This is a genomic window from Mesorhizobium sp. M1406 (assembly GCF_040317555.1).
GTDB lineage: Bacteria > Pseudomonadota > Alphaproteobacteria > Rhizobiales > Rhizobiaceae > Mesorhizobium.
Genome location: NZ_JAMYKW010000017.1, coordinates 19,985 through 42,436 on the forward strand (window position 1 = coordinate 19,985; position 22,452 = coordinate 42,436).

A 22,452-nucleotide genomic window follows, 5' to 3' on the forward strand; every position below is an offset into this window, starting at 1 on the left:
TCGGGCATTTGTGCGGCGTAGGCGTCAGGGGCTTGGCGCGCTTGATCGTCGGGAATAGGGACAAAATGGTCGTTTCGCTCTCACGCCGTGGCAATGTCGAGCCCTTCCATGCCATGGACATTCTGGCCGAGGCAAACCGGCTGAAGGCAGGAGGGGTGCCGGTCATTTCCATGGCCGTCGGCCAGCCCTCCGATCCCGCGCCGGTTCTGGTTCGCGCGGCCGCCGCCAAGGCCTTGCAGGACGGACGCATCGGCTACACCGACGCGCTGGGACTGGCAGGTTTGCGCAAGGCGATCGCCGAACATTACGCCGATCACTATGGGCTCGATATCGAGCCCGACCGGATCGCGGTGACCACCGGATCGTCGGCCGCTTTCAACCTCGCTTTTCTGGCGATGTTCGATCCAGGCGACCGCGTCGCCATCGCGGCACCCGGCTATCCTGCCTATCGCAACATCATGGCCGCGCTCGGCATCGAGGTGGTCGAGATCGAACTCGGCGACGCCGCCTACCTGCATGCCGGCCACCTGAAGACGGCGCATCGCGAGAAACCGCTGAAGGGCGTTCTGTTCGCCAGTCCAGCCAATCCAACCGGCGCGGTCATACCGGCCGATGAGCTCGCGGCCCTGGTGAGGACGGCACAAGAACTCGGCATCGCCGTCATCTCCGACGAGATCTACCACCGGCTGGCCTATGCGGCCCCGGACACCACGGCGCTCGCTTATGGGGACAGCGTGACGGTGATCAATTCCTTCTCCAAATACTACTGCATGACCGGCTGGCGCATCGGCTGGATGGTGCTGCCCGAAGAGCTGGTGCGGCCGGTCGAGCGCGTCGCCCAGAGCCTCTACATCTCGCCACCGGAACTGTCGCAGATCGCCGCGATCGAGGCGTTCAAGGCGACCGAGGAGCTGGAAGCGGTGAAAGCCCGCTACGCCTGGAACCGCGAGCTCCTGATGAAACGCCTGCCGGAACTCGGCTTTCCGCTGGCGGCACCGATGGACGGCGCCTTCTACGCCTTTTGCGATGTCACCCGGCATACCAACGACAGCATGGCCTTTGCGCGAAAGATGCTGGCTGAAGCGCATGTCGCGGCAACGCCCGGGCGCGACTTCGACACCCAGGCGGGGCACCGGATGATGCGGTTTTCCTATGCCGGCAGCCACGATGACATGGTCGAGGCGATGACGCGCATCGAACGCTGGTTGAGGTAGCGCCATGCCGGAGCTCGAGCAGGCCCCCAAACTTGACCAGGCATTGGCCGAAGTCGCCGCTGAAATGGCCGAACGCACCGATCGCGGCGACGTCGCCACCTACATCCCGCAGCTGGGCAAGGTCGATCCGAAGAAGTTCGGCATCGCCGCCGTCACCAATGACGGCCGCGTGCTGATGGCGGGCGATGCCGAACAGGCCTTTTCGATCCAGAGCATCTCGAAAGTGTTCACCCTGACATTGGCGCTCGGCAATGTCGGCGACGCGCTGTGGCAGCGGGTCGGGCGCGAACCTTCGGGCAATCCGTTCAACTCGATCGTGCAGCTCGAGCATGAGAACGGCATTCCGCGCAATCCGTTCATCAATGCCGGCGCCATCGTCATTTCCGACATCCTGCTTGCCGGCCACGAGCCGCGCGAGGCGATCGGCGAAATCCTCCGCTTCGTCCAGTTCCTCGCCGATGACGAAACGATCGTCATCGACCGCGAGGTAGCCGCGTCCGAGCGGGCCACCGGCTACCGCAACTTCGCGCTTGCCAACTACATGAAATCCTTCGGCAATCTCCACCATGCGCCGGAGCTGGCGCTGGGCGTCTATTTCCATCACTGCGCCATCGCCATGAGTTGCCGGCAGCTGGCGCTCGCCGGCCGCTTCCTTGCCAATGGCGGCAAGAACCCGGCGACCGGGCATTCCGTGGTGTCGGCCGAGCGGGCGCGGCGCATCGGCGCCATGATGCTGACCTGCGGCCACTATGACGGCTCCGGCGATTTCGCCTTCCGCGTCGGCATCCCCGGCAAGAGCGGCGTCGGCGGCGGCATATTGGGTATCGTGCCGGGCGTGGCGTCGCTCGCCGTCTGGTCGCCGGGCCTCAATGCCAACGGCAATTCCAAGCTGGGGTCGATCGCGCTGGAAAAGCTGGCCAGGATGATGAACTGGTCGATCTTCGCGCCTTGATGCATGTCGCCCAAAAGTGCGCAGTGGTTTGGGACAACGACATGCGCGGCAGCGCCTAACCCGAACGACATATATCGTTCGATCAGTTCCGGGCCATTAACCATAATACTATCGAATAGAGAATGGACCCGTCCTCGCTGGAAGCGTCTCATGGTTCTTTGCGGCATCGGGCCGTGCCTCTGCCTCTCACGTGCCTCTGCCTGTCAAAAAAATGCGGCATCTCAAAAAAGATGCGTCGCTTTTAGGCTTCTCAGTGGAGGAATAGATGAAAACGCTCCTTACTTTCGCGGCGGCTTTGGCACTCGCACTCGCAGCGTCCGCTCCCGCGTCTGCCGTGAAGAATGGATTTGACAGCGATACGTCAAGCACGTCCGGACAGGGAAATGGCGGAAAAACAAATGACAGCGCCAACCCGGATAACAGTGGCACGACGACAACGACCACCACGACTTCAGGACCACATGGTCAGGTGAAGCAGGGCGAGACCGACTGCAATAACTGCTCGACGACGACCACGTCGGACCTGCCGGGCAAGAACAGATAGGCCAACGAAGAACCAGGGGCGGGGAAACCCGCCCCTCTCTGTTTCAGATCGCAATCAGCGCTACGAAGCAACGTCACGATTAGGCGTCGCGTTTCTTATGGGAACCCGGCTTTAGCGGGTGCTCGACTTCCTTGGCTTCGATCAGCGCAACGATATCGGCAATCTCCCATAGCAACCTCCATGCTTCCGTTCAGCATATGGGAGGCCAGGCCGATATGTGAAATGCATATTGCATCCCGTCAAATTAACGGAAAAACCCGCGCCGTCTTTCGATCAGCGCGGGTTTCTTCTGTCAAAAAATCACGTCAAATGGCTGAAAGGCTTAGAAAAAGCCTTTCCGCTGCCACCAACCGGCGCGCTTCGGCTTGTCCTCGGTCTTGGCTGCGGACTCTTCCGCAACGGTCGAAGACACCACCGGGGGGACTGGCGCCTCCGCTGCCGCCGGCTTGCGCCGCGACGGGCGGGCCTTCGGTGCCTTCTCGACAGCCGCTGCCTCGTCGGACGCAGTGGCCGGTGTCTCGACCGGTGCTTCCGTCTCGGCGGCCGGCTCCTCGGCGACGACCTCGGCCGCAGCCTTCTTCGGCTTGGCGGCACGGCGCGGCTTCTTCGGCTTCTCGGTGCTTGGCGTGTCGTCATTGGCCGGAGCAAGCGCCACCGGCTCTTCGGCCGGTGCGACAATTGCCGGCTCGCTGGCGATCACCTCGGGTGCGGAGACTTCGCCTTCGGACGCGTCGGCTGTTTCGCCGGCGCTCGCCTCGGCTTCGCCTTCGCCATCTTCACGGCGATTGCGTTTGCCGCCGCGCTTGCCGCGCCGGCGCTTCTTGCCCTGGCCTTCGTCCGAAGCCTCAACCGTCTCGGACGTTTCGGTGACGCCAACTTGGGCGTCATCGTCGGCTTCCGCATCGCTATCGCCCGCCGAGTCGGAGAACTCATTGGCCGGCATCGAGACGGAAGCACCGTCCGTTGGCGCGCCATGTTCGCGGTCGCGATCCTTGCCGCCGCGACGACGCCGACGCTTGCGACGCTTGCGGTCGCGGCCTTCGCCTTCTTCGCCACCGGCAGCAGGTCTGGGTTGTTGCTGCGGCTGCTGGCGTGGCTGTTCGGCCTGCACCGGCGCCTCATCGTCTTCCTCGACGACGACAATCTCTTCCTCGGGCTCTTCCGGTTCGACATAGGCCGGGAAGCTGCGTGCCTCGACAAAGCCTTCCGGCTTTTCAGCCAACGCGCCGCGGAAGATCGCATAATGCTGCGCGCCGACGGAATCGTCGGCCTCGATGGTGATCGTCAGCCCAAAGCGGCTTTCGAGTTCCACGAGCGTGCCGCGCTTGTGGTTGAGCACGTAGAGCGCGGTCGCCGCCGGTGTCCGCACGGTGATGTGGCTGCGCGAATCCTTGAGCAGGAATTCCTCGATTGCCCGCACCACCAACAGTGCGACCGAGGAATCGGACCGCACATGGCCGGTGCCGCCGCAATGCGGGCAGGGCTTCATGGTCGATTCCAGCACGCTGGCGCGGATGCGCTGGCGTGACATCTCCATCAGGCCGAAATGCGAGATACGGCCGACCTGGATGCGCGCACGATCGTTCTTGAGGTGATCCTTCAGCCGCTTCTCGACGGAGCGGTTGTTGCGGTTCTCCTCCATGTCGATGAAGTCGATGACGATCAGGCCGGCGAGATCGCGCAGCCTGAGCTGGCGGGCGACTTCCTCGGCCGCTTCCAGATTGGTGTGGAGCGCGGTGTCCTCGATCGAGTGCTCCTTGGTGGAGCGGCCCGAATTGACGTCGATGGCAACCAGCGCCTCGGTCTGGTTGATGATGATGTAGCCGCCGCTTTTCAGCGTCACCTGCGGCTGCAGCATACGGTCGAGCTGCGCTTCGATGCCATTGCGCACGAAGATCGGCGTCGTGTCGCGGAACGGCTGAACCACCTTGGCGTGGCTCGGCATCAGCATGCGCATGAAGTCCTTGGCCTCGCGGTAGCCTTCCTCGCCGGAGACCAGAATCTCGTCGATATCCTTGTTGTAGAGGTCGCGCACCGAGCGCTTGATCAGGCTGCCTTCCTCGTAGACCAGGGCAGGGGCCGTGGACTGCAAGGTGAGATTGCGGACATTTTCCCAAAGCCGCATCAGGTATTCGTAATCGCGCTTGATCTCGGCCTTGGTGCGGCTCTCGCCGGCGGTGCGCAGGATGACGCCCATGCCCTGCGGCACTTCGAGATCGGCAACGACCTCCTTGAGGCGCTTGCGGTCGACCGCGCTGGTGATCTTGCGCGAAATGCCGCCGCCGCGCGCCGTGTTCGGCATCAGCACCGAATAGCGGCCGGCAAGCGACAGATAGGTGGTCAGCGCCGCGCCCTTGTTGCCGCGTTCTTCCTTGACGACCTGCACCAGCAGGATCTGCCGGCGCTTGATCACTTCCTGGATCTTGTACTGGCGGCGCACCGGCTTGCGGCGGTTGCGCACCTCTTCCAGCGCATCCTCGGCACCGACCGATTCGACCTCGTGATCATCCGGATGCGAGGACTGCACTTCTTCCAGCATGCCACGGTCATTGTCGCCGGACGTCGCTTCGCTGCCCTGTTCGGCCTGCGCGACGGGTTCGGAAATCACATCGCCTTCGACCGCGGCCGCGATCGATGTCGGGCCACCCTCGCGGGTTTCGGTTTCGTCCTGCTCGGCTGAAGCTTCGTCATGCTCGGACGTGCCGGCATGTTCGGGCGTATCGCCATGTTCGGACGTATCGGCAGCGTGTTCGATGATCTCGGAGGTGTGGGAAATTTCCTCGACAACGATGTCGCCATTGTCACTGCCTTCGCTTGGCTCGCCGGAGCCTTCGCCTGCCTCGCCCGCATCGCGCTTGTGCTCACCGCGGTCGCGGGTCTTGCCGCCGCGCCGGCGGCCGCGCCGTCCACGATCGCGGCTCTGGCGATCATCGCCGTCGCCGTCCTCGTTCTCCTCGTCCTCGGCCTCCTGCGCTTCCGCGCGCAGCAGTGCCTGACGATCGGCGACCGGAATCTGGTAGTAGTCGGGGTGAATTTCACTGAAGGCCAGAAAACCGTGACGGTTTCCGCCATATTCGACAAAGGCCGCCTGAAGCGAGGGCTCTACGCGCGTTACACGGGCTAGGTAGATGTTTCCTTTGAGCTGTTTCTTGTCCTGGGATTCAAAGTCGAATTCTTCAATACGGTTACCGCGAACGACGACAACGCGTGTTTCCTCCGGGTGGGAGGCGTCTATCAGCATTTTGTTGGGCATTATTTCGTTTCCCCCCGGCAGCCGTCAGCCGCAGCTTGCGAGGCAATGCCTGCTGCTGCGTGTCTGGAGTGTGGGTGCCGGATATCTTAACGTCCGCCGGCCGCCACTTGAGCGCCATGGCGGTGCCGCCCGCAGCCATATTGGCGCGGTTTGTTGCGGACCTTTCCATGATTGCGCTTGAAGCCATCGTCACCAGCAGAACCTTTTGAACCAAAGCCCGGACGAACCGGACCAGCTTGTTTGCTCATACAGAGCCGGCGCGGGAACAAACCCGGCCGTTTTCCTCACGCAGGCGATTCCCCCGCCACGGGCGCACACCTGCGAAATTCGTCGCGATCACCTGGACCCTTTTCGCGTGAAGCGAAAGGAGCCGCCTTTTTCATCTGACCCTGTAGCAGGAAGCTGCGGAGGAGGGCGGTTCCAGGATTGCAGTGATCCACCATCGCTTTTATGATTTGGCGGGGTGGAAGGCAACCCCGATTTCCGATGCCGGCAAAAAGCAGTTCCGTAACGTAAGTATGGGTTTCGACCCTTGTATGAAAAGGCTTGGTTAACCTTCTTTGGATACCAATCGTTAATCGAGTTCGCGGCCTAACCGGCACTTCGACAAAAACGACCGGGCGCCTGGCGCCAAACCGGGAGCGACTGGAAGAGAAATGGGACCGGCGGACTTCACAGACAAGGGATGTCGTGTTGGCGGCCGGATCCTGGCCTTTTTCCGTCTCTTGCTGCTGCTGACGATCTCCTCCGCCTTTTCCTCGATTGCCCAAGCCGCCGACGCTCCGCTCGTGGCAAAAGGCTACAAGATGGCGGGCGACGCCACCAAGATGCGCATCGTCATGGATTTCGATCGCGAACCCGATATCAAATGGTTCCTGCTGCGCGGTCCCAACCGGCTCGTCCTCGACCTCGCGAATACGAGATTCGCCATTGACGCCAAGGATTTGAAGGCACGCGGCCTGGTCAAGGGCGTGCGCCTGGGCGAGCTCGGCGAAGGCGTTTCGCGGCTGATCCTCACCGGCAAGGGCCCTTTCGCCGTCGACAAGCTCGATGTGCTCAAGAATGAGGACGGAACCGGATACCGCATTGCCATCGACATATCGGCGGCCTCCGCACGCGAGTTCGATGCCGCACTGGCCAATCAGGCGCTGACCACCGGATCGACGGTTTCGACCGACAAGGGAGAGCGGGTCGGCACCGGACCGGTCTCCAATCCAGGCCATCGCTTCACCGTCGTCATCGACCCAGGCCATGGTGGCATCGACGGCGGCGCCGAGGGATTGAACGGCACCATTGAGAAGAACGTCACGCTGGCCTTCGCCACGGAGCTGCGCGACAAACTCGCCGCCGTCGGCAATTACGATGTGTACATGACGCGCGACACGGACGAATTCCTGCGTCTGGACGACCGCGTGCGCATTGCCCGGCAGCACGAGGCCGATCTGCTCATTTCCATCCATGCCGACACAATCAGCGTCAAGGGCATTCGCGGCGCCACCGTCTACACCGTTTCCGACAAGGCTTCGGATCCCGAGGCACAGGCGCTTGCCGACCGGGAAAACCTCTCCGACCAGTTCGCCGGCATGGAAATCAAGAACGACAGCAAGGAAGTCACCGACATCCTGATCGACCTGATCCGCCGCGAAACGCACAATTTCTCGATGAGTTTCGCCCACACGCTGGTCGGCCAGTTGTCGACCAGCGTCGGCCTTATCAACAATCCGCAGCGTTCGGCGGGCTTCAAGGTGCTGAAAGCACCCGATGTGCCGTCCGTGCTGATCGAACTCGGTTACCTCTCGAATGCCAAGGACGAGGCGCAACTGCTCGACGCCGACTGGCGCGGCAAGGCGGCCCAGAGCATAACCAATGCCGTCGCGCTTTTCGCTTCGGCCAGGGCCGGATCGGGAACCGGAGGCTGACATGCCCGGCGGCGCCTGCAACCGGAGGCGGCGTTGCTCGGCGACAACACCCGGTGCTTTTATTTCCGGCACGCGGCCGCGAAATCCGGCATTGCCGTATTTTGTCCACATGGTGGCGACAAGGGTTTTCGATTACGGATTGGGACCGGCTCGAAAGCTTGCGCGAAAGGCGGCTTCGTTTAGGAAATTCCCGAACCAAGGACTGGAGCGGGTATGATTCGTCTCATTGGCTATTTTTTCGGCATCGGCACGACGCTGGCCCTTCTGGTCGCGGCGGGCGTTGCCATCTACATCGGCCATTTGTCGAAGGATTTGCCCGACTACGAGGTGCTGGCCAAATACGAGCCGCCGGTGACCACCCGCATCCATTCGTCGGATGGCGCGCTGATGGCCGAATATGCCCGTGAACGGCGCCTGTATCTGCCGATCCAGGCCATACCGGATCGCGTCAAGGCGGCCTTCCTGTCGGCGGAAGACAAGAACTTCTACAACCACCCCGGCATCGACGTGACCGGCCTCGGCCGCGCCATCATCGTCAACCTGCAGAATCTCGGCTCGGGCAGGCGTCAGGTCGGCGCCTCGACGATCACCCAGCAGGTGGCGAAGAACTTCCTGTTGTCCTCGGACCAGACCTACGAGCGCAAGATCAAGGAGATGATCCTCGCCTTCCGCATCGAGCAGGCCTATCCCAAGGATCGTATTCTCGAACTCTACCTCAACGAAATCTTCTTCGGCTTCGGCGCCTATGGCGTCGCCGGCGCCGCGCTGACCTATTTTGACAAGTCGGTCAACGAGCTGAGCGTGGCCGAGGCCGCCTATCTGGCTTCCCTGCCGAAGGGCCCGAACAACTACCACCCCTTCAAGCATGCCGATCGCGCGCTGGAGCGCCGCAACTGGGTCATCGACCAGATGGTCGAGAACGGCTACGTCACGCGTGAGGAAGGTGCCAACGCCAAGGCCGAGCCGCTGGGCGTGAAGCCGCGCCGCAACGGCAGCTATCTGTTCGCCGGCGAGTACTTCACCGAAGAGGTGCGCCGCCAGATCATCGCCCGTTATGGCGAGAATGCGCTTTACGAAGGCGGCCTTTCCGTCCGCACCACACTCGATCCGAAGATCCAGCTCATAGCCCGCAAGTCGATGCAGAACGGGTTGATGAAATACGACACCCTGCGCGGTTATCGCGGGCCGGTGACGTCAATCGACGTGTCCGGCGACTGGGGCGTGCCGCTGGGCAGCGTCAAGGGGCTGGAGGATGTTCCCGAATGGTCGCTCGCCGTCGTGCTCGACAGTTCCGCGACCGGCTTGTCGATCGGCTTGCAGCCCGCGCGCCAGGCGTCGGGCGAGATCGTCAAGGAACGCGTCGAAGGCACCGTCAGCAAGGAAGACATGGGTTTTGCCATGCGCCATGTGGTCGACGGCAAGACCGTCAAGGCCAAGTCGCCGGCGGAGGTGTTGAAGCCGGGCGACGTCATCTTCGTGCAGAAGAACGACGGCTCCGATGGCGCCTACAGCCTGCGCCAGGTTCCCGAGGTGGAGGGCGGCCTGATCGCAATGGATCCGCATACCGGCCGTGTGCTGGCCATGGTCGGCGGCTTCTCCTACGCGCAGTCCGAATTCAACCGCGCGACGCAAGCCATGCGCCAGCCAGGCTCCTCGTTCAAGCCGATCGTCTATTCGGCGGCTCTCGACAATGGCTATACGCCGGCCTCGGTGATCATGGATGGGCCGATCACCATCCAGAGCGGCAACACGACCTGGACGCCGAAGAATTACGACGGCACCGTCGCTGGCCCGGCGACCCTGCGCTCCGGCATCGAGAAGTCGCGCAACCTGATGACGGTGCGGCTTGCCAACGACATGGGCATGAAGCTTGTCGTCGAATATGCCGAGCGCTTTGGCGTCTACGACCACCTGGCGCCGTATCTGCCGATGGCGCTGGGCTCCGGTGAAACGACGGTGATGCGTATGGTGTCGGCCTATTCGATCATGGCCAATGGCGGCAAGTCGATCAAACCATCGCTCATCGACCGTATCCAGGACCGCTACGGCAAGACGGTGTTCAAGCAGGACGAACGTGGCTGCCAGGGCTGCAATGCGCCCGAATGGCAGAACCAGCCTGAGCCGGAACTGGTCGACAATTCCGAGCAGGTGCTCGATCCGATGACCGCCTACCAGATCACCTCGATGATGGAAGGCGTCGTGCAGCGCGGCACCGGCGCCACCATCGGCGAACTCGGCCGCCACATCGCTGGCAAGACCGGAACGACCAACGACGAAAAGGACGCCTGGTTCATCGGTTACACGCCCAACCTCGTCGTCGGTCTCTACATGGGCTACGACACGCCGCGCGGCCTTGGCCATGGCGCCACCGGTGGTGGTCTCGCGGCACCTATCTTCAAGGACTTCATGCGGGTGGCGCTGGACGGCACGCCCAATGTCGACTTCAAGGTCCCGGACGGCATGAGTCTGGTCGCCATCAATCGCAAGACCGGCATGCGCGCCGCATCGGGTGATCCCGGCACCATCATCGAAGCCTTCAAGCCGGGTACCGGTCCCGCCGACAGCTATTGGGTGATCGGCATGGGCGCCGATGGCTCCAATGCCACGGGTGGCGCGCTGTCGCCGCAGGCCAATCAAGCCATCCAGTCCGGCGGCGGCGGCCTCTACTGACGATTTTCAGGAGCGGATGGGCTGGCCTTGCGCCAGCCCATTTTGCTTTACAGCCGGCGGCGGCCTCCCTATGTATCGCCGACCAATTTCAGCAAACAGGACAGAACAGCCAGCCATGCGCGCGGAAACGCAGAACATTGTCGACGAGATCAGGCAGGCGATCACCCTGCTGAGGAGGCATCTTTGACTGGGATCAGGCCATAAAGCGGCTTGAATACCTCAATGTGCGCGCCGAGGACGCCAGCCTCTGGAACGAACCGCTGGAAGCGCAGAAGCTGATGCGCGAACGCCAGGGCCTCGAGGAGGGCATCGCCTCGGTGAGAGGCCTGACGCAGGCGCTGGAAGACAATATCGGCCTGATCGAGCTCGGCGAGGAAGAGCGCGACGAGGGCGTGATCGCCGAAGCCGAAGCCGCGCTGCGTTCGATGCAGGGCGAAGCGAAGGCCCGCCAGGTCGAGACGCTGCTGTCGGGGGAAGCCGACGCCAACGACACTTATCTCGAAATCCATGCCGGCGCCGGCGGCACCGAAAGCCAGGATTGGGCCTCGATGCTGCTGCGCATGTACACGCGCTGGGCCGAGCGGCGCCGCTTCAAGGTCGAGGTGCTGGAAGTGCATGACGGCGAAGAGGCCGGCATCAAGTCCGCCACGTTGATGATCAAGGGCCACAATGCCTATGGCTGGATGAAGACGGAATCGGGCGTTCATCGCCTGGTGCGTATTTCGCCCTATGACAGCAATGCGCGCCGGCATACGTCCTTCGCCAGCGTCTGGGTCTATCCGGTCATCGACGACACGATCGAGATCGACGTTTCCGAATCCGATGTCCGCATCGACACCTATCGCTCGTCCGGCTCCGGCGGCCAGCACGTCAACACCACCGATTCGGCGGTGCGTATCACCCACCTTGCGACTGGCATCGCTGTCGCCTGCCAGGCCGAACGTTCGCAGCACAAGAACAAGGCCAAGGCCTGGGAAATGCTGCGCTCGCGCCTCTACGAGGAAGAGCTGAAGAAGCGCGAGGCGGTTGCAAACGCCACCGAAGCGTCGAAGAGCGATATCGGCTGGGGTCACCAGATCCGCTCCTATGTGCTGCAGCCCTATCAGTTGGTGAAGGATCTTCGCACCGGCGTCGAGAGCACCAACCCGTCGAGCGTGCTGGATGGCGACCTCGATGATTTCATGGAAGCCTCGTTGTCGCAGCGCATCGAAGGTGGTGCGGGTGAAGCCGTGGCGGACCTGGACTAAGGCTATGCTCATATTCAGGTGAGGCCGGCCTGCAAACGGCGGCTTCCTGCGCTTCCGGTGCTCACGGACCCGAATGTCCGCTCCGCTCCGGTTCTCGGAACCCACCATTTTCGACTCGGCCTGACCTGAATCTGAGCATACCCTTCGCACCTTAGCGACGGAGGAGAGAATGACTCGCAAGCTCACTGGAAAGTGCTTTTGCGGCGCGGTTCACTACGAAGTCGCGGACGAATTCATCTATGCCGCGAATTGCCATTGTTCGAACTGCCGCCGCACCACCGGTTCGGCCTTCAAGCCTTTCGCCGGTATCGAGCGTGACAAGTTTGCTCTCACCGCGGGGCACGACAAGCTCCTGATCTTCGGTGACCAAAGCGGCCATGACGCGCATTGCGGCCAGTGCGGTTCATTGCTCTATTCGCTCGTCCGCGAGGGCGCTTTCGTCCATGTCGCCATGGGAACCCTTGTCGACGATCCGGCCATCCGACCGACCGCGCACATCTTCGTTGGCTCGAAGGCCGGCTGGTTCACCATCGCCGACGGCCTGCCGCAATATCAAGAGCATGTGATTGCCGATCGGCCATAGGCCGGAACCACAGCGCACCAATCCCGTTTAGTCGATACCTGTTTGCCGGGAGTTGATTTCAGCGGTCGATAGCGGATGATTGGTTGGCATGCGCCGCGGTACTCGTGAACGCAGCAATTTCTTGCGCCGACTCACATTTGCGCTCACCATCACGGCATTGAGGGGAGACAAAAAGCATTTATGGCCGGGCGCGGCATATCTGCAAGCTGACGATCTGGCCGCTGGGAAGACACGTTCTGGGAACGGGCAAGCGAAATGCTTGATGCTCGTTTGAAAGGAACGCTTCCATGTCTGCTGCCACATCCAGATCGGCCCATGCCGTTCAACCGGCTGGCCGACTTTTGTTTTCCCTGTTCGCAATCGGCGCAATCGCAATGCTGACGGCACCCGCCTTTGCGCATGACGCCACACCGACAGCGGCAAAGCCACTAGGCTGGAGTTACCCATTCGCATGCTGCGCCAACTATGATTGTCGTACGACCCATACTGGCGAAGTGTTGGAAAAACCCGAGGGTTATGTCATCGCCGGCACGGGTGAGGTTGTTCCCATGAGCGACAAGCGCGTCAAGGACAGCCCGGACGGTGAGTTCCACTGGTGCGCGCATCAGGCCGGTCTCGACGCCGGCAAGACAATCTGCCTGTTCGTGCCGCCGCGCTCTTATTGACGAAGATATCCGCGGTCGCGTGTAACGGGGCAGGCTGGCGACTTGCCGGAGCCTGTCTATGCCCGCAGGCCGGGCATTCGCGGTTCGGTGGATGCATGATGGCAGGCAGTTGTCAGGAGCACCTCTTTATGCTGCCTTTGCCGCTTAGGTGGCGGGCAATGGAGAGGAACTCGTTGATGACCATCAAGGCAAGCTGTCATTGCAGGGCGACGACGTTCGAGGTTTCGCAGGCACCGCGGACCGTGACGCAATGCACCTGTTCGTTCTGCTCGAAGCGTGGCTCGCTCTGGGCATACTACATTCCATCGCAATTCAAGCTCACCAGCCCTATGGAGAACGTTTCTTTCTACCGATGGGGGTCGAAGACCGTAAAGCATGGGTTTTGCGCCACCTGCGGCTGCGGCACCTTCACGGAAACGCCGGACTGGTCGAAGGGCGAGCCGGATTTCGATAATCCCAAGATCAGCGTCAATTCGCGGCTGTTCGATGATTTCGATCTGGATAAAGTCGAAGTGGTGGTCATCGATGGCAAGAATCTCTGGTAGCCTTCAGGCCATCCCAGTGCGGCGATGCGGCGCCTTCGACGGGGTATTGGTCCCCGGAAAAGCCGTGGGCGGCGTTTTTGCCGTTCCGCTTTTCGCCGCAATTCATGGTACAAGTCGCCGCAAGGGCTGATTTGGCGCCACCGCAAGGCGTGACTTGGAGAGGGACCATCCTATGAAAAAGACTGTGCTCGTCGTCGTGGCGACGGCTGTGCTCGTGAGTGCCTGCACCACCACTGATCCGTATACAGGCGACCAGAAGATTTCCAACACCGCTGCCGGCGCTGGCCTTGGCGCCTTGGCTGGTGCCAGCCTTGGCCTGCTTGCCGGCGGCAATGACCGCCGCAACGCGCTGATCGGCGCGGGCATCGGTGCGCTCGCCGGCGGTGCCATCGGCGCCACCATGGACCAGAACGAAGCCGAACTGCGCCGGCAACTCGAGGGTACCGGCGTCAGTGTCACCCGTAGCGGTGACCAGATCATCCTCAACATGCCCTCCGATATCACCTTCAACTCGGATCAGGACGCTGTGAAGCCCGGCTTCTATCAGGTGCTGAACTCGGTCGCGCTGGTGCTGAAGAAGTTCAAGCAGACCACGGTCGATGTGTTCGGCCACACCGATTCGACCGGTGGGGATCAGCACAATTTCGATCTGTCCCAGCGCCGCGCCCTGGCGGTCGCCAACTATCTGTCTGGCCAGGGCGTCGATCAGCGCCGCTTCGCCGTCACCGGCTTCGGCAAGACGCGTCCGGTCGCATCCAACGCGACGGCCGAAGGCCGTGCCCAGAACCGCCGCGTCGAAATCCAGTTGTCGCCGCTTACCTGATCTGTTCGGCGAGGGAATGCGAAACGGCCCCGCGTTGGGGCCGTTTTTGTTCGAGCTGTTATGGGCGCTCTTCGGATCAGCACCGGAATATTAGTTGTTGCTAAATAAAAACTTCCCCGCAACCACGGAAAGGAATACCATCGTCGCCGTTCCGTAGGGGATGAGGCGGTGTAACTGGCCGCGCAATCAGCATTTTTTCCGCCTCGGGTCTTGCACGGCCAGATGAGAAAATCTGGGAGGAATGCATGCCAAGAACAGCCAGCCTTGGGCGCTGCGGCGTCCTTACTTTAACAAGCCTGATGAGCGCATGGTTGGGCCTAGCCACGGCTCGGGCCGAGGACGTCAACAAGGCCGACATAGATGCCTTGAAAAAGTCGCTGGCCAAATATGAGGACTACACCGCAGCCGTCCGCGACCTCTATCTGTCGACAGTCGGCTGCGTCTACTACAGCGGAGAAAAGATAGCGGGTGCGATGGATTACCCGAAAGGCGCCATGGGTATCCATTTCGTCAACGTCCCGAGTATTGGCCAAAAACTCGACCCGATGCACCCCAATGTGCTGATTTACGAACCGACCAAGAAGGGCTTGCACCTGGTGGGCGTGGAATGGCTGGTGCCTCTGACACCAGACATCAAGGAACCCCCGAAGCTTTTCGGCCAAACGTTCATGGGACCGATGGAGGGGCACTATCCGCTCATCCCGCGGGAGTTCGTGCACTACGATCTTCACGCCTGGCTGACGGACAACCCGAACGGGATGTTCAGTCCGACGAACCCGAACGTGAAATGCAGCAAGGCCGAATTTCCGATGCTGGAGAAACCGACCAAGATGATGCCTGGACCGATGTAAAGGGCGAGCCAGGCTGGCTAGCGCGCGTGAACTCATAAACGGGCATGCTTGGATCAGACATTTAGTCTGCCTCCGAGGCGAAAGCGGCCATTCAGGCTACCGTTGCCATGTCGGCCGCCAGCAAGCCCTAATTCTAAGGGCAAGCCCGTCAGGACTCTCATCAGGGAGGATACAATGATAAAGCGGGCGCGCATCTGGGCGATATCGGCTTCGTGCGTCCTTTGGCTTTTTACACTGCCCGCTCAGGCGAGCCACTTAGTTGATCTTGTCAGGAACGGCGACGTCGCGGCGGTGACTTCCGCCTTGGACAAAGGCGCCGCGATTAACGAAATTGACGGCGTTACGGCGCTCTACATCGCCTGCGAAGGCGGAAATGTCGAGTTAGCCAAACTTCTGATCAATCGTGGCGCGGACGTCAACCTGCCCGTCAGCTGGCAAAGAACGCCACTCTACGCCGCCAACAAAGCTGGGCACGCCGAGATCGTGAAGCTGTTGCTCGACAATGGGGCCGATCCAAATCGGGTGGCGAAAGCGCAGACGCCGCTGCACGTGGCTGCCGAAAATGGCTGCCTTCAGTGCGTCATCCATCTTGTGGACGCCGGGGCAGAGGTCAACGCACTGACATCGAATGGAAATCCGCCCATACATTTGGCCAAGCTCAGGGGTCACGACGACGTCGTGGCCTACTTGCGCAGTCATGGCGCCGGACGACCGGCCATTGCGTCGATTTCGGCTCGACTTGCATCGGCAAGCGCTGAATCGGGCAAGGAAATTTTCGACGGAACGTGCGGGGCCTGTCATCTTGCATCACCGAACCTCAAGATTCCCAAACGGGTCAATCTGTGGGGCGTCGTAGGGCGGCCGAAGGCCTCACAAAGCGATGTCCCGTATTCGCCAGCCATAAAGGAAGCCGGCGGCAGTTGGACCTTTGAGAACCTCAATTCTTTTATCTCAAATCCGGCATTCGCTTTGCCCGGAACAGATATGATTTTCCCGGGTCTGCGGGACGAGAAGCAGCGAGCTGACATCATCGCTTACCTGCGGACCTTGAGTGACACACCAATGCCGCTTCCCGACAATTGATTGCCCCTGTCTGGCGGGTACTGTGATCCGCAACCAGCGATCGGAGCCGTCAGGCATCCTGCGCGTGAGCGCACCAGTTCTGTTCGGTCCGGATTTCCTCGTGCCGGTCATCGCCGAATACATGCGGACCCATCCTCGGGTCGAGGTTGACCTCCAGCTTTCCGACGGATTTGTCGATCTCGGTGCCGAGGGCCTCGATTTGACGATACGAATCGGCCACTTGCCGGATTCCAGCTTGCAGGCGAAATGCCTGGGCGCTTTACGGCGCGTCGTATTCGGCGCGCCTTCCAGCCGGCTGGTCGTTTTCGCAAACGGCTGCTTTTGCGCGTCCAAAAAGACGCGCAGCGCCGTCGTATCAGACCTTGGCGACGATCTTCATGAAGGCCGGCATGTCATCGCCGAAGCCGACGGTCGAATCGTTGTCTTCCTGGTGGCGTTGGCGGGCAGGGCGGTTGCTGTCGCGCTGCGGCCTGGTGTCGCCGCGTTCCGGTGCGCGCTGCTCGTTGCGATCGGATGATTTGCGCTCGGTGTTTTCCGACCGGGTCGCGTCCTTGCGCGAGCGGCGTTCGCCGATGTCGGCGACCGCGGCCTCGGCCGGCGGCTGATCCTCGCGTACCGTTTCCGGTGCCGCCTCTTCGCTGTGCCTGGCGTGGCGTTCGCGTGGTTTGCGCTCGCCGCCCTTTTCCCTGCGATCATGGTCCTTGCGGTCGTCGTCCTTGCGGCCGGCACGGCGCGGCGCGCCTTTGCCGCGGCGCGGAGCATCGTCCTCGCCTTCGCTGGCGACCACTGTCGACAGGTCGCCGTCATGCCACTCGATCTTGTTGCCGATCAGCCGCTCAATGGCATCGATGTACTTGGTGTCCGACTTGGTCGCGATGGTGAAGGATTTTCCAGAGCGTCCGGCGCGTCCGGTGCGGCCGATGCGGTGAACGTAGTCCTCGGCATGGATCGGCACGTCGTAATTGAAGACGTGGCTGACATCGGGGATGTCGAGACCGCGCGCGGCGACGTCGGAGGCGACCAGGTAGCGCAGCTTGCCGTCGCGGAAATTGGCCAGCATCTGCATGCGCGCGCGCTGGTCCATGTCGCCATGCAGCGCACCGGCGTCGAAATCATACTTCAGCAGCGAGCGGAACAGCTCCGCCACCTCGACCTTGCGGTTGCAGAAGATGATGGCGTTCTTCAGCTCCGCATCTTCGGCCTTGATCAGGTTGCGCAACGTCTCGCGCTTGTCCCATGGTTTGGAGCCGGACTTGACTAGGCGCTGGATGATGTTGGTCGCCGCGGACGCGGCCTTGGAAACCTCGACGCGCACCGGCGCATGCAGGAACTTTTCGGTGAGCTTGGTGATCTCCGGCGGCATCGTCGCCGAGAAGAACAGCGTCTGCCTGGTGAACGGGATCATCTCGCAGATGCGCTCGATGTCGGGGATGAAGCCCATGTCGAGCATGCGGTCCGCTTCGTCGATGACGAGGATCTCGACGCCGTTGAGCAACAGCTTGCCGCGCTCGCGGTGGTCGAGCAGGCGACCGGGCGTCGCGATCAGCACGTCGGCGCCGCGCTCCAGCTTCTTGTCCTGCTCATCGAACGACACGCCGCCGATCAAAAGCGCGATGTTGAGCTTGTGGTTCTTGCCGTATCTGATGAAATTCTCTTCGACCTGTGCGGCGAGCTCGCGCGTCGGCTCCAGGATCAGCGTGCGCGGCATGCGGGCACGAGCCCGGCCTTTTTCGAGGCGGGTCAGCATTGGCAGCACAAAGGAAGCCGTTTTGCCGGTGCCAGTCTGGGCGATGCCCAGAATATCCTTGCCGAGAAGCGCGTGCGGGATGGCACCAGCCTGGATCGGTGTCGGCTGCGTGTAGCCGGCATCGGTGACTGCGGAAAGAACCTTCGGCGACAGGCCGAGGTCTGAAAAGGTCAACGCTTCTGGAGCCGTCGTGGTGTCTGAGGACAATTGTTGTTGTCTTTGGCTGGTTCGGGGAAGCGCAACGGCGTCTAACGACGTCTGTCGCGGCAAGCGCCACGCGCCTGCAAGATTGGTATTGCAATTAGGAGCAAGCCCTCGATTTGTCAACAGAAACGGCCGTGATTGGCGCGATTGTGAAGTTGTAACCTTAATCGGGATACTTAACCCCCGTGCAGTTCGCCGCGCCGGCTCAGTAACGGAACTGTTCGGCGAGGATGCGTTCGTTCCAGGAATGGTTGGGATCGAACAGCAACGTCGCCGTCGCTGTTGGCGATTCCCTGACCGTGACCGAGGTCACCGCCTTGACTTCCGTATGGTCGGCGGCGGCGTTCACGGGCCGTTTTTCCGGCTCGAGAATGTCGAAGCGCACGGTCGCCTTGTTGGAGAGCAGCGCGCCGCGCCAGCGGCGCGGGCGAAACGGGCTGACCGGGGTCAGCGCCAGCAATGGCGCATCGAGCGGCAGGATCGGCCCGTGCGCGGAGAGATTGTAGGCGGTGGACCCGGCCGGCGTCGCGATCATCACGCCGTCGCAACTCAGTTCCTCGAGCCGTATTTGCTCGTCGACGGTGATCCGGATCTTGGCCGTCTGGTAGGACTGCCGCCACAGCGCCACTTCGTTGATCGCCAGCGCCGAAAGCGTTTCGCCTTCCGAGGTTTCGGCCAGCATTTCCAGCGGGCGGATCGTTTCGGCGACCGCGGCCGCGATCCGCTCGGTGAGCCCGCCGAACCGGTACTCGTTCATCAGGAAACCGATGGTGCCACGGTTCATGCCGTAGACCTTCTTGCCGGTCCCCATCGTGTCGCGCAGGGTCTGCAGCAGGAAGCCGTCACCACCGAGCGCGACGACGATCCCGGCATCCTCGACGGAGGACTGGCCATAGCGCGCCGACAGGCTTTCCAGCGCCGCCTTGGCGTCAGCGGTGTCGGACGAGACGAAGGCGATGCGGCTGGCGGCTGTGCTCATGGCTTCCCGATGACGACCCATTGGCGGCGGCCGGTTACCGGGCCGCGCCAGCGCCGGGGTAGCATGGGCGGGCCGTGTCTGCAAAGAGAGCCGCGCGCGTCGAGGCGACCGCGGAGCGGCGGAATGCGGCTTGCTGTTCGCGCATCATGTCAAAGGCTACGCGAATGTGATGGTTAAGACCGGCTTTAAACTCTCGTAAAGCCGGACCGGTCATGTTAGCCGGCAGTGGTTGGGTGGCGTGGGGGCTAGCCAGTCGAGGCCGACATATTGCCGGTAACACGCCTGATCATCGTCTTTCTAATGCTGGGAAGCTTCGCGCTTCTCTTTGCCGAACTGGTGCGCCAGTCCGAAGAGACGAGCTTCCGACCTCAGCCCACGGCGTCGCGCTGTGGCGATGCCGCCGGGGCGCCATGCCCGCAAAGGGCGCTGTAACTCGGACCTGACTTGGCGAGGCGTGTCGTTTCTGGCTGGAAGCGAAACCGGCTGCGGGCGTTCCAACCGCTGCGCCAACGGATCGCCGGACCGAGTAGCGCGTGCTGATCGAGGAAATCACGCTCAACTCAGCTATGAACCCTTCCGCAGATGGCAGCCGGCTTGCCGCTTCTGTTCCAGATACTCGTCGACAAGCTGGCGGTAGCGCACCTTGCCGAAGCTTGGGAAATGGCCGCCATGCACGACCGAGACATCGAGGTCGCGCAGGCGCGTGAGTGTCGCCATGTAGTCTGATATGTCCGAGTGGTAGACATCGTCGATCAGCGGGCCGTCATAGATGATGTCGCCGGATAACAGGATGCCCGTCCTGTTTTCGTAGAGCGCGATGCCGCCGGGTGAATGGCCGGGCGTGTGGATCACCTCGAAGGCACGGTCGCCGAGATCGACGACATCGCCATGGTTGAGCAAGCGGCCGGCGGGTGCGGGCGCAATGCCGTAGCGCGCCGTGTCCCAGCCTCGCGGCATGCCATCGAACATCTCGTCCGTCGCGTAGGTGCCGGCGGCCGTCCATTCGTTGCGCGGATCGGCGAGGATTTGAGCCTCGGCCGCGTGCACACAGCGATCGGGAAATTCATGGTGGCAGCCGATATGGTCGAAATGCGTGTGGCTGGCGACGCAGATGAGCTTGCGCTCGCTCACCAGCGGCACGTGACGCCGGAGGCTGAAATGGCCAAGCCCGGTGTCGAAGAGGAGGTCGCGGTCGCGGCCGCGCACATGCCACATATTGCAGCGGAAGAACGGTTTTATCCAAGGCTCGTGGATCAAGGTCACGCCATCGCTCATGCGGATGGTCTCGTACCAGTCGGGAGCGTCGATGACCGCAAGCGTACCCATGTTCAATCCGTCAGCAGGATGATCTGGTCGGTATCGCAGGAAATCGTGACCGTGTCGCCCGGCTGGACGGTCGCTGCAGCGGGCAACTTGGCGATGAATTGCACCGAGGGATCTTCGATGGAAGCCGCAAGCACGCGCTTGAAGCTGCCCTGGAAGACGACGTCGCTCACCTTGGCGGAGCCGAGCTGTACGGTGCCTACGGCCATGCCGAGGACAAGATGCTCCGGCCGTATGGCCAGCGCAACGGCGGAGCCCGCCGGCAACGCGCTGGGCAGTGAAACCGGCCCGACCGGCGTGCCGACAGTGCTTGTCAGGTCCCCGGCCTCCGTGACTGTGCCGGCAAGGATCGTGCTCTCGCCCATGAAGGTGGCGGAAAAGCGCGTCGCCGGCCGCGCATAGACGCGCTCGGGCGGGCCTTCGTCCTCGATGCGCCCGTCATTCATCACCACGCAATGGTCGGCCAGCGCCATTGCCTCTTCCTGGTCGTGGGTGACGTGAATGAAGGCGGTGCCGACGCGCTTCTGGATTGCCTTCAATTCGTCCTGCATCTGCCGGCGCAATTTGAGGTCGAGCGCGCCGAGCGGCTCGTCGAGCAGAAGCACCGCCGGCTCGATCACCAGCGCACGCGCCAGGGCCACGCGCTGCCGCTGGCCGCCGGAAAGCTGATGCGGTTTCTTGTCGAAGGCTGCGGCCAGTCCAACCAGCGCCAGCGCCTCGCGTGCCTTTGCCGCCCGTGTGGCGCCGTCGACGCCCTGCATGCGCAGGCCGAAACCGACATTGCCGCCGACGCTCATATGCGGAAACAGCGCGTAGTCCTGGAACACCGTCGTCGTCGGGCGCTTGGCCGGCGGCACGGACGTGCAGTCCTCGCCACGGATGAACACCTTGCCTTCGCTGGGCGTGACGAAGCCGCCCAGAATGGACAGCAGCGTCGTCTTGCCGGAGCCCGAGGGTCCGAGCAGGATCGTGTAGCTGCCGGGCTCGATCTGCAACGACACGTTCTTCAGCACCGTGTGCTGGCCGAAGCGGTGCGAGACGGAGCTTATATCGACCAAAGGCGCGGTCATGCCTTTCTCCTTCGCAGCAATGTCAGTTCGAACAGCACCACCAGCACGATGGAGACGGCGAAGACCAGCGAGCCGACCGCGTTGGTCTTGGGATTGAGGCCGGAACGCAGCAGGTTCCAGATTTCGACAGGCAAGGTGGTGTCGAAACGGGTCAAAAGGAAGGAAATGACGAACTCGTCCCACGAGAAGGTCATCGACAGGAAGAAGCCGGCGAAGATGGCAGGCGCCATGACCGGCATGGTGATCAGCAGCAGCACCTTCCATTCCGGCGCGCCGAGGTCGCGCGCGGCGCGCTCGATGTTGATCTGGTGGTCGCCCATCTGGCTGTAGATGATGGCAAAGCACAGCGGCAGGTTGATCACGACATGGCCGATGCCGGCGGCCAGCAGCGACTTCGGCACGCCGGCCCAGTTGAACAGCACCAGGAGCCCCATGCCGATGATGAGGTAGCTGACCGTCAGCGGCAGGGTGATCAGCCCGCGCAGCAGGCCGGAGCCGGGTAGGACAAAGCGCGCAAAACCCCAGGCGGAGAGGAAGCCGAGCGTGACGGCGGCGAGCGACGAGATGGACGCGACCAGCAGCGAATTGACCAGCGCCGAGGTCAGCCTGACGTCAGAGAGAACCGCGTCGTACCAGCGCAGCGACGGGCCGGTGAAGGGCGGGATTGGAAACGACGTCGCCTGCAGCGAAAACAGAACGAGCACGACCACGGGCAGAAAGATGAAGCCGTAGATCAGGACGGCGTAGAGCCAGGAGGCTATGCGGACGATCCTGCGCATC

Annotated in this window: 18 protein-coding genes and 1 pseudogene; 13 read left to right on the forward strand and 6 right to left on the reverse strand. The window is 62.3% G+C overall.

Annotation, left to right across the window (positions count from 1 at the left end; all coding sequences use genetic code 11):
* Window positions 1-65 precede the first annotated feature (65 nt).
* The 3 genes from NKH03_RS16445 to NKH03_RS16455 all read left to right on the forward strand — a co-directional run bounded on the left by NKH03_RS16445 (window position 66) and on the right by NKH03_RS16455 (window position 2,710).
* Complete coding sequence (locus tag NKH03_RS16445) at window positions 66-1,214, forward strand: pyridoxal phosphate-dependent aminotransferase (protein WP_352969264.1); 1,149 nt, start codon at window positions 66-68, stop codon at window positions 1,212-1,214.
* Window positions 1,215-1,218: 4 nt separating this feature from the next.
* Window positions 1,219-2,166, forward strand: coding sequence for a glutaminase (locus NKH03_RS16450; RefSeq protein WP_352864228.1), 948 nt, complete (start codon window positions 1,219-1,221; stop codon window positions 2,164-2,166).
* Window positions 2,167-2,431: 265 nt separating this feature from the next.
* The gene (locus NKH03_RS16455) at window positions 2,432-2,710 is read left to right on the forward strand and encodes a hypothetical protein (RefSeq protein WP_352864230.1); all 279 of its coding nucleotides are present in this window, start codon (window positions 2,432-2,434) and stop codon (window positions 2,708-2,710) included.
* 322 nt (window positions 2,711-3,032) lie between these two features.
* Here NKH03_RS16455 and NKH03_RS16460 read toward each other — a convergent pair whose 3' ends face one another.
* Window positions 3,033-5,963 carry an Rne/Rng family ribonuclease gene (locus NKH03_RS16460; RefSeq protein WP_352969266.1) on the reverse strand — a complete coding sequence of 977 codons (2,931 nt, stop codon included), beginning with the start codon at window positions 5,961-5,963 and terminating at the stop codon, window positions 3,033-3,035.
* A gap of 656 nt (window positions 5,964-6,619) precedes the next feature.
* Here NKH03_RS16460 and NKH03_RS16465 point away from each other — a divergent pair.
* The 10 genes and pseudogenes from NKH03_RS16465 to NKH03_RS16510 all read left to right on the forward strand — a co-directional run.
* On the forward strand, window positions 6,620-7,882 hold the full coding sequence (locus tag NKH03_RS16465; RefSeq protein ID WP_352864234.1) for an N-acetylmuramoyl-L-alanine amidase: 1,263 nt from the start codon (window positions 6,620-6,622) through the stop codon (window positions 7,880-7,882).
* Between the two features lie 213 nt (window positions 7,883-8,095).
* Entirely contained in the window at window positions 8,096-10,552 is a 2,457-nt protein-coding gene (locus tag NKH03_RS16470; protein WP_352864236.1) for a penicillin-binding protein 1A, read from the forward strand.
* Window positions 10,553-10,667: 115 nt separating this feature from the next.
* Window positions 10,668-11,799 (forward strand): peptide chain release factor 2 gene (prfB, locus tag NKH03_RS16475; protein WP_352877359.1). Its coding sequence is split into 2 segments (ribosomal slippage): window positions 10,668-10,733 and window positions 10,735-11,799, totalling 1,131 coding nucleotides; the frame shifts between segments, so codons are not numbered across the junction.
* Window positions 11,800-11,968: 169 nt separating this feature from the next.
* On the forward strand, window positions 11,969-12,382 hold the full coding sequence (locus NKH03_RS16480) for a GFA family protein (protein WP_352969268.1): 414 nt from the start codon (window positions 11,969-11,971) through the stop codon (window positions 12,380-12,382).
* Between the two features lie 287 nt (window positions 12,383-12,669).
* Window positions 12,670-13,047 carry a hypothetical protein gene (locus NKH03_RS16485; protein WP_352877364.1) on the forward strand — a complete coding sequence of 126 codons (378 nt, stop codon included), beginning with the start codon at window positions 12,670-12,672 and terminating at the stop codon, window positions 13,045-13,047.
* Between the two features lie 176 nt (window positions 13,048-13,223).
* Window positions 13,224-13,592, forward strand: a complete 369-nt coding sequence (locus NKH03_RS16490) for a GFA family protein (protein WP_352877366.1) — start codon at window positions 13,224-13,226, stop codon at window positions 13,590-13,592.
* Window positions 13,593-13,764: 172 nt separating this feature from the next.
* Window positions 13,765-14,415: a YiaD family glycine zipper/OmpA-like lipoprotein gene (locus NKH03_RS16495; protein ID WP_013531371.1), complete on the forward strand. Its 651-nt coding sequence runs from the start codon at window positions 13,765-13,767 to the stop codon at window positions 14,413-14,415.
* Between the two features lie 245 nt (window positions 14,416-14,660).
* A complete protein-coding gene (locus NKH03_RS16500; protein WP_352864248.1) occupies window positions 14,661-15,266 on the forward strand; it encodes a hypothetical protein in 606 nt (201 codons plus the stop codon).
* A gap of 174 nt (window positions 15,267-15,440) precedes the next feature.
* Entirely contained in the window at window positions 15,441-16,349 is a 909-nt protein-coding gene (locus NKH03_RS16505) for an ankyrin repeat domain-containing protein (RefSeq protein ID WP_352969270.1), read from the forward strand.
* A 100-nt stretch (window positions 16,350-16,449) separates the two neighbouring features.
* Window positions 16,450-16,587: pseudogene (locus NKH03_RS16510) on the forward strand (LysR substrate-binding domain-containing protein); the annotation flags it as partial.
* Window positions 16,588-16,704: 117 nt separating this feature from the next.
* Here NKH03_RS16510 and NKH03_RS16515 read toward each other — a convergent pair.
* The 5 genes from NKH03_RS16515 to NKH03_RS16535 all read right to left on the reverse strand — a co-directional run bounded on the left by NKH03_RS16515 (window position 16,705) and on the right by NKH03_RS16535 (window position 22,451).
* The gene (locus NKH03_RS16515; RefSeq protein ID WP_352969272.1) at window positions 16,705-18,303 is read right to left on the reverse strand and encodes a DEAD/DEAH box helicase; all 1,599 of its coding nucleotides are present in this window, start codon (window positions 18,301-18,303) and stop codon (window positions 16,705-16,707) included.
* Between the two features lie 202 nt (window positions 18,304-18,505).
* Entirely contained in the window at window positions 18,506-19,279 is a 774-nt protein-coding gene (locus tag NKH03_RS16520) for an NAD kinase (protein WP_352881165.1), read from the reverse strand.
* 564 nt (window positions 19,280-19,843) lie between these two features.
* Entirely contained in the window at window positions 19,844-20,605 is a 762-nt protein-coding gene (locus NKH03_RS16525; RefSeq protein ID WP_352969274.1) for an MBL fold metallo-hydrolase, read from the reverse strand.
* 2 nt (window positions 20,606-20,607) lie between these two features.
* A complete protein-coding gene (locus NKH03_RS16530; protein ID WP_352969275.1) occupies window positions 20,608-21,672 on the reverse strand; it encodes an ABC transporter ATP-binding protein in 1,065 nt (354 codons plus the stop codon).
* Window positions 21,669-22,451, reverse strand: coding sequence for an ABC transporter permease (locus NKH03_RS16535; protein WP_352881171.1), 783 nt, complete (start codon window positions 22,449-22,451; stop codon window positions 21,669-21,671). Before NKH03_RS16535 ends, NKH03_RS16530 begins: the two co-directional genes overlap by 4 nt.
* Window position 22,452 lies beyond the last annotated feature (1 nt).